This is a genomic window from Stenotrophomonas sp. PE591 (genome assembly GCF_018320795.1).
Lineage (GTDB): Bacteria > Pseudomonadota > Gammaproteobacteria > Xanthomonadales > Xanthomonadaceae > Stenotrophomonas > Stenotrophomonas maltophilia.
Genome location: NZ_JAAOKO010000001.1, coordinates 154,488 through 168,117, shown reverse-complemented (window position 1 = coordinate 168,117; position 13,630 = coordinate 154,488). Strand labels below are relative to the sequence as shown.

16 protein-coding genes and 4 pseudogenes are annotated in these 13,630 nt (G+C 65.0%); 1 reads left to right on the top strand and 19 read right to left on the bottom strand.

What is annotated here, in order from left to right; genetic code table 11:
• Nucleotides 1–9 precede the first annotated feature (9 nt).
• The 13 genes and pseudogenes from JLDANKMP_RS00925 to merT all read right to left on the bottom strand — a co-directional run bounded on the left by JLDANKMP_RS00925 (nt 10) and on the right by merT (nt 9,236).
• Nucleotides 10–657: a hypothetical protein gene (locus JLDANKMP_RS00925; RefSeq protein ID WP_003098901.1), complete on the bottom strand. Its 648-nt coding sequence runs from the start codon at nt 655–657 to the stop codon at nt 10–12.
• A gap of 76 nt (nt 658–733) precedes the next feature.
• Nucleotides 734–994: a hypothetical protein gene (locus tag JLDANKMP_RS00920; protein ID WP_003098905.1), complete on the bottom strand. Its 261-nt coding sequence runs from the start codon at nt 992–994 to the stop codon at nt 734–736.
• A gap of 16 nt (nt 995–1,010) precedes the next feature.
• The gene (locus JLDANKMP_RS00915) at nt 1,011–1,418 is read right to left on the bottom strand and encodes a hypothetical protein (RefSeq protein ID WP_003098908.1); all 408 of its coding nucleotides are present in this window, start codon (nt 1,416–1,418) and stop codon (nt 1,011–1,013) included.
• A gap of 106 nt (nt 1,419–1,524) precedes the next feature.
• Nucleotides 1,525–1,863 (bottom strand): annotated as a pseudogene (locus JLDANKMP_RS00910) (hypothetical protein).
• Nucleotides 1,864–1,957: 94 nt separating this feature from the next.
• A complete protein-coding gene (locus tag JLDANKMP_RS00905; RefSeq protein ID WP_003098913.1) occupies nt 1,958–2,647 on the bottom strand; it encodes a DUF3275 family protein in 690 nt (229 codons plus the stop codon).
• Nucleotides 2,648–2,741: 94 nt separating this feature from the next.
• A complete protein-coding gene (locus JLDANKMP_RS00900) occupies nt 2,742–3,569 on the bottom strand; it encodes a DUF932 domain-containing protein (RefSeq protein ID WP_003098915.1) in 828 nt (275 codons plus the stop codon).
• Between the two features lie 145 nt (nt 3,570–3,714).
• Nucleotides 3,715–4,620: a DUF3577 domain-containing protein gene (locus JLDANKMP_RS00895; RefSeq protein WP_003098919.1), complete on the bottom strand. Its 906-nt coding sequence runs from the start codon at nt 4,618–4,620 to the stop codon at nt 3,715–3,717.
• A gap of 310 nt (nt 4,621–4,930) precedes the next feature.
• Nucleotides 4,931–5,381, bottom strand: a pseudogene (locus JLDANKMP_RS22445) (XF1762 family protein).
• 141 nt (nt 5,382–5,522) lie between these two features.
• The gene (locus tag JLDANKMP_RS00885) at nt 5,523–5,807 is read right to left on the bottom strand and encodes a DUF3085 domain-containing protein (RefSeq protein WP_031629745.1); all 285 of its coding nucleotides are present in this window, start codon (nt 5,805–5,807) and stop codon (nt 5,523–5,525) included.
• A gap of 45 nt (nt 5,808–5,852) precedes the next feature.
• Nucleotides 5,853–6,844, bottom strand: a pseudogene (locus JLDANKMP_RS00880) (Tn3 family transposase); the annotation flags it as partial.
• Nucleotides 6,845–6,868: 24 nt separating this feature from the next.
• Nucleotides 6,869–8,557, bottom strand: coding sequence for a mercury(II) reductase (gene merA / locus JLDANKMP_RS00875; RefSeq protein WP_003098932.1), 1,689 nt, complete (start codon nt 8,555–8,557; stop codon nt 6,869–6,871).
• A gap of 10 nt (nt 8,558–8,567) precedes the next feature.
• The gene (gene merP, locus JLDANKMP_RS00870; protein WP_003098934.1) at nt 8,568–8,873 is read right to left on the bottom strand and encodes a mercury resistance system periplasmic binding protein MerP; all 306 of its coding nucleotides are present in this window, start codon (nt 8,871–8,873) and stop codon (nt 8,568–8,570) included.
• A gap of 12 nt (nt 8,874–8,885) precedes the next feature.
• The gene (gene merT / locus JLDANKMP_RS00865) at nt 8,886–9,236 is read right to left on the bottom strand and encodes a mercuric ion transporter MerT (protein ID WP_003098936.1); all 351 of its coding nucleotides are present in this window, start codon (nt 9,234–9,236) and stop codon (nt 8,886–8,888) included.
• Nucleotides 9,237–9,307: 71 nt separating this feature from the next.
• Here merT and merR point away from each other — a divergent pair, with 71 nt between their 5' ends.
• Nucleotides 9,308–9,715, top strand: a complete 408-nt coding sequence (gene merR, locus JLDANKMP_RS00860) for an Hg(II)-responsive transcriptional regulator (protein ID WP_003098939.1) — start codon at nt 9,308–9,310, stop codon at nt 9,713–9,715.
• Between the two features lie 261 nt (nt 9,716–9,976).
• On the opposite strand, the gene JLDANKMP_RS00850 is transcribed toward merR, so the two are convergent.
• The 6 genes and pseudogenes from JLDANKMP_RS00850 to JLDANKMP_RS22440 form a co-directional block, all read right to left on the bottom strand.
• Entirely contained in the window at nt 9,977–10,801 is an 825-nt protein-coding gene (locus JLDANKMP_RS00850) for a hypothetical protein (protein ID WP_003098941.1), read from the bottom strand.
• 288 nt (nt 10,802–11,089) lie between these two features.
• The gene (locus JLDANKMP_RS00845; RefSeq protein WP_003098943.1) at nt 11,090–11,368 is read right to left on the bottom strand and encodes a hypothetical protein; all 279 of its coding nucleotides are present in this window, start codon (nt 11,366–11,368) and stop codon (nt 11,090–11,092) included.
• Nucleotides 11,369–11,464: 96 nt separating this feature from the next.
• The gene (locus JLDANKMP_RS00840) at nt 11,465–12,202 is read right to left on the bottom strand and encodes a hypothetical protein (RefSeq protein ID WP_003098947.1); all 738 of its coding nucleotides are present in this window, start codon (nt 12,200–12,202) and stop codon (nt 11,465–11,467) included.
• Between the two features lie 213 nt (nt 12,203–12,415).
• Nucleotides 12,416–12,808 carry a hypothetical protein gene (locus JLDANKMP_RS00835; RefSeq protein WP_003098949.1) on the bottom strand — a complete coding sequence of 131 codons (393 nt, stop codon included), beginning with the start codon at nt 12,806–12,808 and terminating at the stop codon, nt 12,416–12,418.
• Between the two features lie 21 nt (nt 12,809–12,829).
• Nucleotides 12,830–13,081 (bottom strand): hypothetical protein, encoded by a 252-nt coding sequence (locus JLDANKMP_RS00830; RefSeq protein ID WP_005408894.1) that lies wholly within the window; start codon nt 13,079–13,081, stop codon nt 12,830–12,832.
• A 298-nt stretch (nt 13,082–13,379) separates the two neighbouring features.
• Nucleotides 13,380–13,562, bottom strand: a pseudogene (locus tag JLDANKMP_RS22440) (hypothetical protein); the annotation flags it as partial.
• Between the last annotated feature and the right edge of the window lie 68 nt (nt 13,563–13,630).

The window sequence follows — 13,630 nt, the reverse complement described above, 5'->3', positions numbered from 1 at the left end:
GAGGGTGGGTCAAGCCGCTACCGCTTCCGGCGTCCAAATCTTGGCCGGATAGGGATAGGCGGTGAGCGCGTCACTGCGGATCAGGGAGCCCAGCGCCAAGCTCAGCGCCGGCACGTCGATGGCGAGCCGATGGCCTTCCAGCGGCCCGAGGGCGAACGGAAGGCGGGCCAGCATCTCGCGGCTTTGCAGCAGTTCCAGCACGGTCTCGCGCCAGTGGTCGAGCAGCGGCAACGGGCAGGTGTCCCGCACCAGCATCCACAGGCGGTCAAGCCGGTGGGCGCTGTCACGTGGCAGCAGTGCCAATGCGCTGGCGTTGGCCTTGTCGGGCTTGACGCAGCGCCGGTCGAACAGCCACACGTTGGACAGCGAACCGAACAGCGTTCGCCGGTAGGCGCGCGTGATGCGCTTTTCCAGGCGATCGACGTTGCCGATGAATACCGGGACGCTGCCGCCCTGGTCGGTGATGACGTGGAACTGGTCCAGTCCCTGCTCGTCGCGCCCGAGGGTCAGGCGTGCAAGGAACTGCTGGACGGCGGTGTCCCGCGCCCAGATGGACAGGAAGATCAGGTTGCCCTGGTCATCGCCGACGCAGGCGTCGGCCATCACGTCCGGGCATTCGTCGATGCGGTACAGCGTGGAAGAAGTGTTTGCGGGCATGGTGGTGTCCTCGGATGAACGGGAACAGCACCGCCCGCTGGGGCAAGTACTGCCCCAGGGGGTGGAAGAAAACCGCTCAGTCCGGCTCGAACTGTTGGGTGTGCGGATTGAAGTGAAGCGCCTCGTCCACCGCGGTGATCGGCGTGAAGCCGTCCAGGTAGATGTTGTTGAGGTACTGGTCGCGGTAGGTCAGCGCCTGCCGTGCCTGCTCCTCGGTGAGGCCGTTGTCGATGAAGTACCCCAGCATTTCCTCGTCGGAGGAAACTTCGTCGTTGGACAAACTGCCTTCAACGAGCTTCAACAGCGAGAGCGGGAGTGCAGCCAGGATCGGGTCCATGTCGGTTCCTCCTGGCTCAGGCCAACAGCGCCGCGGCGGGTGCCGTGACAGCCGTGGGTGTGCGCCGCCGTGCGTGGTAGGCGCGAACGCCTGCACGCCAGTCGGCGGACTGCTCCGGTGCGAGGTCCAGATAGGACAGCGGGCACGAGTAATAGTACGGATGCATGGACTCTTCCAGCGGCTTGTAGCCCCACTGGTTGCCGCTTCGTTCCAGCAGATCGCAGCGGATGTAGCGCAGGGACTGGCCCGGCGCGAGATCACGATGCACACCTTCGACCTTGGCGGTCAGTTCGACCACGGACCACAGCACGTTGCTGCGCAATGCGTGAGCGATAACCTTCGCGCTGACGCGCTCGGTCTGCTGTGGTGCGATCAGTTCCGCGATCAGTTCAGACCGCGATTGGGGAGAGAAATACCAGCCCATGAGAGGCCTCCTCGAAAAGTTGAGCTGGAGGCCTCCCCGTGGGGAAGAACCCCCAGTGGGTGATGGAATGCCGCAGGTGCAGCGAAGGAAAACCTATGCCTTGCCCTTAGTCCCAGTCGTCATCGTCGCGATCACAACCAGCCGGGCAGCTGCCGAACTCGATCCCATGCGAGCAATAGCCGTGCTCCGCATTCCAGTCCTGGGTTTCCTGCCGTTCGGCCGGTGTTGCGTAGTCTCATTCCTGTGCGATCTTCAGCGCCTGTGCGCGCTGTTCTTCGGGCAATCGACCGAGTTGCGCGTCGATCGCCGAACTGAAGCGTTCGACGTAGTAGTCGTGAGACAGTCCGCAACCCTTGGTGGCTTGTGCGGCTGCCGTCTCGCAGAGAGCCCGCCACGCGGGTTCATCCAGCGCGGAGCGGGGGATATCGCAAGCGATGGTGGACATGATGAAGACCTCCAGAAGATGGCCAGGGCCTCCCCCGCATGGGGAAGGAACCCCGGCGGGTGGATGAAGAACACCGCGCATGCGGCGTCTGCGATCACGCAGGTTGCAGTTCGGCCTGGCGGCTCCACTCCTGCGTCTTGAAGTCCAGCGCGTAGCCCAGCTCGCCCAGGCGGACGATCTGTGCACGCAAAGCGCGGCGGTCGATGGTCGAATCCAGTTTCACGGACTCGCCCAGCGGCCACAGCAGGCCGAAGAGCGCGGGGTCACCGTCTTGGGTGCTGCCGGGGGCAGCAGCCTCAGCAGGTGGCGGCGCATCCACGCCAAAGGGCGTGGTATCGACCATCGGGTCCGCGGACGCCTGCACGGGTGCGGGCTTGGCGGGCCTGGACGCTTTGGTGGGCTTGGCCGGCGTTGCCGCAGGCTGCGCCCCTTGCTCTTCATCGAGCGGATCGACGTCCTGGGTGGCGAAGCTGCGGGCTTCGTCGCGGCTGAGTTTGTCGATGCCGTTGAGCGTCATGCCGTCGAGGCTGGCACGGATCTCGAACCGCATGCCGCCGCCGACCGGATAGGACTTCGGGAAGATGTACCTGATGATGAATTCCCCGTCGTACTTGCCTTCGGGGTACTGCTCCAGCTCCGGGTCTTTGACCTCGAACGTACCGAGGTGCGTGGCGAGGCGGCCAACCGTGAACGGGCCGTTCTTGCCGCGGATGGTACGCAGCGTGAGCTGGCCGGGGACGACGATGGGCGCAACCGATTTCTCGGGTGCCAATGGGGTTGCCATGATGGTTCTCCTGATGATGAATGACGGGCCGCCGACGGCACCCGGTGGATGAGAGGAAATGGCTTCGCCCGAGGTGGGCGAGGTCCGCGTGGCATCACGCCTTGAGCTGGCGCATGCCTTCGGCCAGCAGCCACAACGCCCGGTTCAGGCGCAGGTTCTGGTCGATGCCTTGCACCGGACGGGTGCGCTGATTGCGGCCGTTGGCCGTGCGTCCGTTCAGGCCCCCTTTGACGAGGTTCTCCTGGACGCGGTTGAAGACGGCCCACAGGTCGTTCTTGCGGTCGTCCCATCGCCGGGGTGCCAGCAGTTGGCACTCCGTGACAGGCGTGGACTTGGCTGGATCGTCGTACTTGAGTGCGAGCGCGGAGTTTGCAAAGACCTCCGCTTCGCCCTCATCGAGGGTGATGGTGCGCATCGCATCGCGCGCGTTCTGCACGCGCTCGAAGCCGTCGAGGACTCCGTAGGCACCTTCGATCACCTGGCTGACCACGTCGCCCTTGTGGGGAACGCGGATGTCGGCGGTGGTGTCACCGCAAACCAGGCCGTTGTGGCAGACGAACCGGAACATGCCGGCGAGCATCTGATAGCTGCTCGTGCCGTCATGGCTGTTGAGCAGGATGATCTCGTTCGCCTCGTCGCCGTTGATCTGGCTTGCATGGCGAAGTCGGATGAGGTGCTTCGTGTACTCGCGCCGGTCTTCGTTGCGCACGCGCGTCTGACACACCATGAAGGGCTCGAAGCCCTCCTGGCGCAGCTTGGTCAGCACGGTCGAGGTCGGTATGTAGGCATACCGATCGGACCGGCTCCCATGTGGAGCGTCGGCGAAGATCGACGGAACGACGGCACGAATGCGGTCGTCCGAGAGTGGGCGATCAGAGCGCAGGATCGGGGATTGCGGAGCAAAGCGGGATACCAGAGACATGGCTGATCTCCTTTGAGAAATTCGACAACCGCGTGGCCGTGAGACCACGCGGAACTCGGGGGATGAAATGCGCAAGCACGCGTCCTGGGGACGCGGCGTACGTGGGGAGGAAAAGCGACAAGGCCCCGTGAGAGGCCGTGCCGGATCAGAACGAAGCAGCCAATGCCGGCTCCTGCTCCTGGACTTGCGCCTCGGGCTCGCGCTCGGCGGGCTCGGTGGCCGTGTCGATGGCATCGTCGGCTTCGGACGCGGATGCGTCTTCGGCCGGCGGCGCCTCGGCTTGCGCCTGGCTCGTCGGATAGACCTGGGTGCCGTCGATCTTGATGAGACCGATGTGGACCAGCGTCGATTCCAGGCTGGCGGCCGGTTCCCCGGCGTGCTCACCCTTGGTGCGGATGTACGGATCGATCTTCATGTCGTTCAGACGGAAGGCGATCAGCACCTTGCGGTCACCCTCGATGGCCTGAACGCACCGGCGAACCAGGTGCTCGGCTTCCGGGGTGGCGACGATGGTGTCGAAGTACCGATACTCCGGTTCATCGACAGGCCCGGCCAGTGCCGCGACGGTGCAAGAGAGGAACGAGTCGCCAGCTTTTGGGGTGACGTCCTTCACACGATTGAGATAGCCGATGCCGCGGGTGATCAACTCGTGCTGCTCGATCGAAGCCAGTTCGGCCCGGTCGATCAGTTCGGCCTTGAGCAGTCGCGCCTTGAGGGACGCGGCGGCCTGACCCTTCTGCTCACCCTTGTCGCGGATGTACACATCGCCCCACAGGTCACCGAGGCGAAAGCGCACCAGCGGGCGCTGCTTGGGATCGTCAACGCCGATGTAGCGCTGAACGAGCTTCTTGGCCTCGGCACCCGAGACCTTGACGTCGAAGTAGCGGTAGCTGGGGTCCCGGGCGGGGCCGACCAGCGCGGCGATGGTGCATGCCAGGAAAGGCTGCGCACGGCGGCCGCCCCGGACGGGCACTTCACGGACACGCTGGATGTAGCCGATGCCCGAGGTGTGGAGGTCGAAATACGATTTCTCGTTGGACGTGGTGTTCATGGTGAATCTCCATTGGGATGAAGCGGAGACACACCGGCCCACGCATGCGGGGAAGGTGCGTGACCCCGCGGTGGGTTGATAAGGCGAAAGCATCCGCCACCAGAGGCTGGTGGCCGCTCGCGGAAGGATGCGGTGCGAGCTGGCTCGGTCACGCAGTGGGAACTGCGCCGCAACCTCGAAGACCGATGGTTGCCTGGCATGTCGCTGACGACGTCAGCAGGCATGGGGCCAGCATGGCGGGGCCTCGCGCGCGCGGCAGCAATCAATCGGCACCCGGGCGCTTCCCTTTGTCCGCGCCACCCGGCGCCTGTCACAGGCACTTGGCGCCGCGCAGGTGCTCGGGGGTATCGGCGCGCGGACGGCCGGGACGGCTCCAGGCGCCGCCACCGCGCGCGCCGATCAGCCGCCAGCCGGCGGCGCGCAGGCTGGCGCCACCTTCGTCGGGCATGGTGTAGGTGAGCAGGCGTATGTAGCCCAGCGCCCTTGCCGCCTGCCAGGCCGCGCCGTAGAGCTTGCTGCAGGCGCTGGGTGTGCCGTCGGTGCACAGCCGCGTGACTTCCAGCGTCCAGGTGCCGCGCGACCGGGCGGCCGACAATGGCCACGCCGTGGATCAGGTCGCTGTCGCTCAGCGTGACGGCCAGGGCGAACTTCGCGCCCTGGACCGGGCGGTGGTGGCGATGGTGCGACAGAACGAATGCATTGGCCGTGCGCAGCGACACCGGTAGGAGGTGCAGCCTCGGCGAGGTCGATGGCGTGTTCATGCGGTTGTCTCCGGTGGCATGCCGGCGTTGTGGCCGGCGGGGCGTGCCTCGGCGGCTGGAGACAAACGCGCACGCGCGGCGATGGCGGCGGTGCGAACAAAAGAAGGCCCCCGATGCGGGGGCTGCGAGGCGGTTGCCGCGTCAGGCGGGAGGCACCACTGCTAAGGACAGGTGCGTGGCGGTGGCGGAAAGCACGAGATCGTCCGCCGAGTGCTGGAGGCGCGTGAACAGGCCGTCCTTCGGGTCGAAATACTCCGCGAAGTCATCGCCGCCCAGCTCGCGGCCGGCGAGGTGCCACCAGTCATCGAACGGGTCGGTGTCCGGGTTGCATCCGACGGCGTAGGCGAGCAGTGCCTGGCGCCCATCCGGGCGACGCTCCCCACGCTCGGCGAGGAAGTACACGCCCTGATCCTTGACCAGGACAATGCGGCACTGATTGGGGACGTCTCAGAAAACGGAAAAAATCGTACGCTAAGCCGGTTGCAGCGGTCGTAGCGGCCTGAACTTGCCCGCGCCGATCTTGGCGCTGCTGCGCCAGAGGTAATCGCCGGTCAGGTTGATGTGCTCCCAGCCCAGCGGCGACAGGTACTGCAACAGGGCGTCATCGACAGTCTGGCCGTGACCGCGTAAGGCGTTTGAGGCCCGTTCCAGATAGACCGTGTTCCACAACACTATGGCCGCCGTCACCAGGTTGAGGCCGCTGGCCCGGTAGCGCTGCTGCTCGAAACTGCGGTCGCGGATTTCGCCCAGCCGGTTGAAGAACACGGCGCGGGCTAGCGCGTTGCGGGCTTCGCCCTTGTTCAGTCCGGCATGCACGCGGCGGCGCAGCTCGACGCTTTGCAGCCAGTCCAGGATGAACAGCGTTCGCTCGATGCGGCCCAGCTCGCGCAGCGCCACGGCCAGGCCGTTCTGGCGCGGGTAGCTGCCGAGTTTCCTGAGCATCAGCGAGGCCGTCACCGTGCCCTGCTTGATCGAGGTGGCCAGCCGCACCTTGGCGTTGATCGCCTTGCCGGACGCCTGGAACTGCTGCTGATGCTTGTGCTTGGCAGCGTTGAACAGCTTGCCCAGGATGCGGTCGTGCAGGTCGATGATTTCGTCGGTGACGGTGGCCATGCCCTCGATGGCGAGCGCACCAGGGTCGCGTAGCGGCGCTGTGCCTCGAACTTGGCCAGATCGGCGGGCGTCATCTGGCCGCCTTCGCGGGCGATCTTGAGCAGGCGGTTCTGGTGCACCGACCGCTCGATGCCGGAAGGCAGGTCGAGCGCCTGCCAGGCTTTGAGGCGCTCGATGTGTTCGAGTATGTGGCGCGAGTTCGGCTTGACGGGCGACTGGCGCAGCCAGGCCAGCCAGGTCGTCTTGCCGTTGTCGTGGCGCTTGAGCAGATCGTCGAGGCGGTGCCGGTGGGTGGCCGACAGGGGATCGGACAAGGCCGCGTAGATGCGGCGGTTGGCGCGGCTGTAGGCGTTCATCGAACACCTCCCTTTTCCTCATCCGGCGCAACAGGACAGTTGCTTCACGTCCTTGTTGAAGGTCTGCGCCGCGAGCTTCAGTCCCTCGACCATGGTCAGGTAGGGGAACAACTGGTCGGCCAGCTCCTGCACGGTCATCCGGTGGCGGATCGCCAGCGCGGCCGTCTGGATCAGTTCGCCCGCTTCCGGCGCGACCGCCTGTACGCCGATCAGCCGCCCTGAGCCAGCTTCCGCCACCAGCTTGATGAAGCCGCGCGTGTCGAAGTTGGCGAGCGCCCTCGGCACGTTGTCGAGCGTCAGCAGCCGGCTGTCGGTCTCGATGCCGTCGTGGTGCGCTTCCGCCTCGCTGTAGCCCACGGTCGCCACCTGCGGATCGGTGAACACCACCGCCGGCATCGCCGTCAGGTCCAGCGCCGCGTCGCCGCCGGTCATGTTGATCGCGGCGCGCGTGCCGGCCGCCGCCGCCACATAGACGAACTGCGGCTGGTCGGTGCAGTCGCCGGCAGCAAAGATGTGCGGTGCGCTCGTGCGCATGGCGCGGTCGATGACGATGGCTCCCTGCGCATTGACTTCGACGCCTGCCGCTTCAAGGTTCAGGCTGCGCGTGTTCGGCGCGCGACCGGTGGCGACCAGCAGCTTGTCGGCGCGCACTTCCCCCTGCCCGGTGGTGAGCACGAATTCCCCGCCCGCATAGGCAACGTGGCTCGCCTGGGTGTGGTCCAGCACCTCGATGCCCTCGGCGCGGAAGGCGTCTGTTACGGCTTCCCCGATGGCCGGGTCTTCTCGGAAGAACAGCGTGCTGCGCGCCAGGATCGTGACCTGGCTGCCCAGCCGGGCGAAGGCTTGCGCCAACTCGACCGCCACCACGGAGGAACCAATCACGGCCAGCCGCTCGGGGAGCGAGCTGCTTTCCAGCGCCTCGGTGGAGGTCCAGTGGGGTGTGTCCGCAAGGCCCGGGATTGGCGGAAGCGCCGGGCTCGCGCCGGTGGCAATCAGGCAGCGGTCGAAGTTCACCTCGTGCGTGCCGCCGTCAGCGGTCGCCACGGTCAGCGTGCGCGTGTCCCTGAACCGGGCCTCGCCGCGCAGCACGGTGATGGCCGGAGTGCTTGCCAGGATGCCTTCGTACTTGGCATGGCGCAGCTCCTCGACGCGGCCTTGTTGCTGGGCCAGCAGCCGCTCGCGCAGTACAGCGGGCGCTGCGGCCGGCAGGCCAGCATCGAACGGGCTTTCGCGGCGCAGGTGGACGATGTGCGCGGCGCGGATCATGATCTTGGACGGCACGCAGCCGACATTGACGCAGGTGCCGCCGATGGTGCCGCGCTCGATCAGCGTGACGCGGGCGCCTTGCTCCACGGCCTTCAAGGCAGCCGCCATCGCCGCGCCGCCGCTGCCTATCACAGCCACGTGCAGCGCTTGTTCACCGCCAACATGCTTCGTTTCGCCACCGAGCCAGCCCAGCGCCTTGTCTAGCAGGCCGGCAGGCTTGTTCGGCGTGTCGGTAAGCCGTGCGCGATAGCCGAGCGTGGCCACTGCGGCAACCAGCGGGGCCACGCTCACGCCTGCATCCGCCTCGATTTCGGCCTGCCGCTGCGGATAGGACACCGAGGCCGCGCGCACGCCGGGCACGTTCGTCAAAGCCTGCTGGACGTGCTCGGCGCACGACGTGCAGGTCATGCCTTCGATGTGGAGGGTGATCGCCTCGGCCATGATTACGCCCTCACTGCTTGACGCTGGACGGGTAACCCGCGTTTGCGGTGGCCTTGGTCAAGGCGTCGGCATTGGTCTTGGCCTCGTCGAAGGTGACGACGGCCTCCCGCTTCTCGAAGCTGACTTCGGCCTTCTCGACGCCGGCGACCTTGGACAGAGCCGTCTTGACCGTGATCGGGCACGCGGCGCAGGTCATGCCGGGCACCGACAGGGTGACGGTCTTGGTGGCAGCCCAGGCGGGCGCGCTTAGAGCGGCGGCCAGGGCGATGAGGGTGGTGAGGGTGGTGAGGGTGGTGAGGGTGGTGAGTTTCTTCATGGTGATCTCCTTTCAGTAGAACAGCGGCAGGACGTAGGGAAACGCGAGGGCAACCAGAACCAGGGCGGCCACGATCCAGAAGATCACCTTGTAGGCAGTCCGCACTTGGGGCACGGCGCAAACGTCGCCGGGCTTGCAGGCATGGGCTGGTCGGAAGATGCTGCGCCAGGCGAAGAACAGCGCGATGAGCGCTGCGCCGATGAAGATCGGCCGATACGGCTCCAGCACGGTCAGGTTGCCGATCCACGCGCTAGAGAAGCCGAGCGCGACCAGGACAAGGGGGCCGAGGCAGCAGGCCGAGGCGAGGACGGCCGCGACGCCGCCGGTCGCCAGTGCGCCGCGGCCGTTCTTGGGTTCCGACATAAGGTTCTCCTTCCGGGACTTCGCTTGATGCTGTAACGTTACTTCCGTAGTCAACTACGGAGTCAAGCGCCATGGAGAACGCTCAAGAGAATCTGACCATCGGGGCCTTCGCCAAGGCAGCCCGGGTCAACGTGGAGACGATCCGCTTCTATCAGCTCAAGGGCTTGCTACCCCAGCCGGAGCGGCCCTACGGTCGCATCCGCCGCTACGGGCAGGCGGACGTGGCGCGGGTGAAGTTCGTGAAGTCAGCCCAGCGCCTGGGATTCAGCCTGGATGAAGTCGGCCAGCTCCTGAAACTGGAGGACGGCACCCATTGCAGCGAGGCGGCCGAACTGGCTGCTCACCGGCTGGCCGATGTGCGCGCACGCATGGCGGACCTCACGCGGATGGAAGAGGCCCTGTCGACGCTAGTGAGAGAGTGCAACGCGCACCATGGCAATGTTTCCTGCCCGTTGATCGCAGCTTTGCATTGCTGCTAAAGGGCCCACTTCGGCTCTTAGCGTACGATTTTTTTCCGTTTTCTGAGACGACCCCTGATTGGCGATGGCTTCGGTCAGCACGGGGCGCAGGTCAGCGCCTTTGAATCGCAGTGACATGGATGAAATCTCCTGTGTGGAAGAATGAGAAAGGCCTCCATCCGATGGGATGAAGGGCCTGTAGTGCACGCGGCCGGAACGGCTGGAACGCCGTGGCGGATGCCTCGGGTCAGCCGCAGGACCGCCCGGTTTCGCTGCGGGGCGTCATGCCGGGACGGCCTGGCGCTTGCGGGCCGCTTTCGCGTCGAGGATGCTCACGTCGATCTGGCGCCAGCGCCCGTCGTCGATGAGCCTCTCCAGCACTTCGCCGAGCATGTCGAAATACACCTCGTCGTGCCGATCGACCAGTTCGACCGATTCACCGTTCTGACGGTGCAGTTCCACCACGTAGGTGTCTCCGCCGCGGTCGTAGAGGATCGTCACCCGGCCCTCGAACTTCGCGGTCGAGACCGTGAAGCTGATCGCCGGCGGGGTCTCGATGATCTTGGAGGGCGTGGGATCGACCCAGGTGAAGTCGCGGGCACCGGCATCCACCAGCATGTGGGTGATGCGCCGGAAGCGATCGGGGGCCGGCATCTCCTCCAACTGCTCGATGAGCTGGCCCAACTCCATGCACTGCGGCGTGGGAATGGGCAGCTTGGCCGGCGCCGAGCCGAGGATGTGCCTCGTGATGGTGTACGGCGTGCCGTCCGAAGTCTCCTCGGTGATGACCTCCGGCGTGTCCGCGCGCAGTCCGTCGAAGCGACGACGGGCATAGGGTTGGACATGCACCTTGGCGCCTTCGGCAGGAACCGTGGTCACCAGGCTGGGATCGAGCACCGCGAACTCGGAAGGCTTGAGCTTGACGACGATGGCATCGTCGGTCGCGGCGACCACCTTGCCGTCGAAGGGTTGGGGGTCGATGGCGAAGCCCAGCGTTGAGGACAGCGGCTGATCATCGAACACGCGGTACTTGAACGACCGCACGTTGCGGGGCACATGGCCTGCGACCAGCGAAGGCATCATGGATTTGATGAGGGAACGATCCATGGGGAAACTCCTTGAGGAAAAACAAGGGATTCCCCGCCCGCAAGGGAGAGGTCCCTTGTGGGTGGCGTGGATGGACGCGGTAGGTCCGTAGGAAGAAACGACCAGCACGGTTTCCCGCGCTTGCAGCCTCGAAGGTCTCGACTGCCTGGGCATGTGCCGGCAACGCCGACGAACATGGGGCAAGCATGGCCCTGGGGCGGTCTGCCTGCCCGCAGGAAACGGCACCGCACCACAACCGTTTTCCTGTGCTGCGGGCAAGAAAAAGCCCCTCGAAAGGGGCTGGAGGAATCAGGCTTGGTACACGAAGTAGTGCTCGCGCTGACGCGGAAAGAACACGTGTTTCCACGTGTCGCCGCTTGTGTTGCCACCGTCGAAGACGACCATTTCGTAGTCGTCAATGTCGGTGTCCACCAGATCGGCGCTGTCGATATGGCGCATGTGCAGCGTACCGCTCATGCGCTCGAACACCAGGATCTGGCCGATGGCGTCGTCCTGGCTCATGGCGTTGACGCAGGCTCCAAGCTGATTCTCGAAGTCGGGCGTGGGCAAGATGAGATCGGGGAACATGAGATTGCTCCTATGGAATTGAACCAGCCCGGCTCCTGGTGGGAGGCGGGCTGGCATATGGGGGATAAAGGGGAAGGCTTGCGCGTCGCGTGTCTGCTAGGTCTCGGCCAGTGGCAAGCCCAGTAGCGCGGGTGCGTCGGCATCGAGGATGAGGATGCGCACATCTGCCTGGCCGGCCAGTTCAAGGATGTTCGCCAGGTCGTCAGGCATGCCCTTGTCGCGGTGCTCCTGTCGAAGCTGCTCAGCACTGATGCCCTCGGCATATTCCAGGTTCTTGTCTGTCCAGGGCGTGGAGATCAGCTTGACGCCAATCGCCGGGCTGTACGGAACCCGAAAGGCGATGAACAGAAAAGCCTCCGGCGTGGCGAGGTCTGCCAGGTTGGCGAGGTACTGGCCGGTTTCCTGGCAGATGTGCGCGCTGCTGACTTCCCAGCACCGGCTGTAATAGCCGGTCTCGAAACTCAACCGCTGCACCACGTCTCGCGCGGCTTCGGCCGAATAGGTATCACCGACATGGACCGGGCGGCCGTCGAGGTCGTCGCCATGGATGGCATAGACCACGGCGCCCACCACGCCTTCGCCGTTGATGCCTTCAACAGCATCACATTCAGCAATCAGCTCGTCGCTGATGGCGTCAGTGCCGCTTTTGATCAACGCGAAGTCGCTGGTGACGATGCAAGGCGATGAGATCAGGTCGTTGTCGGAAAGATGCGCTTGGCTCGTGTGGATGGATCGCCAGACATGCGGGCTTCCGTCCCCGTAGCAGATGCACAGCGTTCGGACGACTCTCAGATTCCAGTAGCCGCGTACAAAGGGATTGGGATTCTGGGTCATGGAATTTCTCCAGATTGAATAATGGAGCCAATTCCCGCCACCGGGAATTGAACCCCGGTGGGTTGAAAGTGGAAAAAGCGTCAGGCGGCACTGATCGAGGGCTTTGGGCCAATCGGCGCAGGCTGACGGAAGAAAAATCGAGGGACATGGCCGCGTGGACGCATGTCCCTCATGGGCAGTGAACAAAAAGACGGTGGTATGCCGCAGACCGGCTCACCAACCGCTGTAGTTCACCAACAGATCGGCGATGACCTTGCGGCGTTGCAGATCGAGACCATCGAAGTCCGACAGTCCTTGGAAGTGGCAGCGCTTGAGCATGGCACCGCCCTCGCGCGCGTTGTAGAAGCTGAACATGGCGGACAGGAACATGCGTTCCCCGCTGCTCAGGACGCCGAGTGCGTCGTTGGCACGCAGCATGTCGGGACGCAGATCCCACTTGCTCTTTGCCTGGTTCAGGCCTTCGCGCGTGCCGTCGCCAAACCATTGCGGGCCTGCGATCTCGACGCCGCGCTTCCAGACCTCGAAGAAGGCTTGGGGCGCGGCGGCGAAATGCTGCTCTTCCCGCATGATCTGATCGACGACTTCCTGGGGCAAAAGCTGGTTCATGACGTGGTTCCTCCAGTTGGATCAGGGTGTGGCGAGCTGGGACCCGCCGCCTCTTTCGAGGGCACGTTGAGCCGCGGCATAGCTGCGGAAGTACTGGCAGGATTCCCGCGAAACGGGACCTTCTGTATCGCGCGTGCCGATGTAGTGGCCGGCGGCGCTATGCAGGATTTCGAGCGGCAGGAACTTGCCGCAATGGATCAAGGCCAACTGGCCGAAAGAGGCTTGCTGGGACGTGGACGGGCTCCTTGGAAAAAGCGGGGCCTCGTCCCTCACGGGATGGCAGCTCCCGCACGCGGTTGAGAAAAAAGCATCGGCGTCACGGGTGACGCGCGTCCGCAGACTCGATGCGATGGCGGACTGGCGGGTAGCGCGGAAAGAATCCGCGGCAGCCTGGAAACTCTGGCTGCTGGCATGGTGCTGACGAATCAGCGACACATGCGGGCAGCTTCATGCGCGAGGCGAGCCGCGTCAGCCGGAAATCGGCATTTGCAACAGCCCCGATTGGCGAACGCGGAAAAAAGAAAGCCCCGCAATAAGTGCGGGGCTGTCAGGAGGATGAGGCGAAACTGGGTCAGCGAGGCCTGTCGCCCAGTACATGCTGCTTCCACAGGGCGAATGCCTCGTCCGGTCCCAGCTCTGCGAGGATGACGATGGGCTGGCCCCGACGGGCACGCAGCGATGCGAAATACGCTGGCCGGTCGGCGATGGCGTTGAGCTTGATGCCCTTTAGGAACAGCAACTGGCGGGGGCGAACTTTGGTGGTAACGCAGGCATGATTGCGCTTGTTTGGGGCAAAAGGGCCAGCGAAGCGGGCGGACACGG

Coding starts and splice junctions, on each gene's coding strand:
- merP (WP_003098934.1), bottom strand. CDS start 8,873: ATGAAGAAACTCACCACCCTCACCACCCTCACCACCCTCACCACCCTC.
- JLDANKMP_RS00925 (WP_003098901.1), bottom strand. CDS start 657: ATGCCCGCAAACACTTCTTCCACGCTGTACCGCATCGACGAATGCCCG.
- JLDANKMP_RS00900 (WP_003098915.1), bottom strand. CDS start 3,569: ATGTCTCTGGTATCCCGCTTTGCTCCGCAATCCCCGATCCTGCGCTCT.
- JLDANKMP_RS00845 (WP_003098943.1), bottom strand. CDS start 11,368: ATGTTCCCCGATCTCATCTTGCCCACGCCCGACTTCGAGAATCAGCTT.
- JLDANKMP_RS00905 (WP_003098913.1), bottom strand. CDS start 2,647: ATGGCAACCCCATTGGCACCCGAGAAATCGGTTGCGCCCATCGTCGTC.
- JLDANKMP_RS00850 (WP_003098941.1), bottom strand. CDS start 10,801: ATGGATCGTTCCCTCATCAAATCCATGATGCCTTCGCTGGTCGCAGGC.
- JLDANKMP_RS00920 (WP_003098905.1), bottom strand. CDS start 994: ATGGACCCGATCCTGGCTGCACTCCCGCTCTCGCTGTTGAAGCTCGTT.
- JLDANKMP_RS00835 (WP_003098949.1), bottom strand. CDS start 12,808: ATGAACCAGCTTTTGCCCCAGGAAGTCGTCGATCAGATCATGCGGGAA.
- merR (WP_003098939.1), top strand. CDS start 9,308: ATGGAGAACGCTCAAGAGAATCTGACCATCGGGGCCTTCGCCAAGGCA.
- JLDANKMP_RS00895 (WP_003098919.1), bottom strand. CDS start 4,620: ATGAACACCACGTCCAACGAGAAATCGTATTTCGACCTCCACACCTCG.
- JLDANKMP_RS00840 (WP_003098947.1), bottom strand. CDS start 12,202: ATGACCCAGAATCCCAATCCCTTTGTACGCGGCTACTGGAATCTGAGA.
- JLDANKMP_RS00915 (WP_003098908.1), bottom strand. CDS start 1,418: ATGGGCTGGTATTTCTCTCCCCAATCGCGGTCTGAACTGATCGCGGAA.
- merA (WP_003098932.1), bottom strand. CDS start 8,557: ATGGCCGAGGCGATCACCCTCCACATCGAAGGCATGACCTGCACGTCG.
- merT (WP_003098936.1), bottom strand. CDS start 9,236: ATGTCGGAACCCAAGAACGGCCGCGGCGCACTGGCGACCGGCGGCGTC.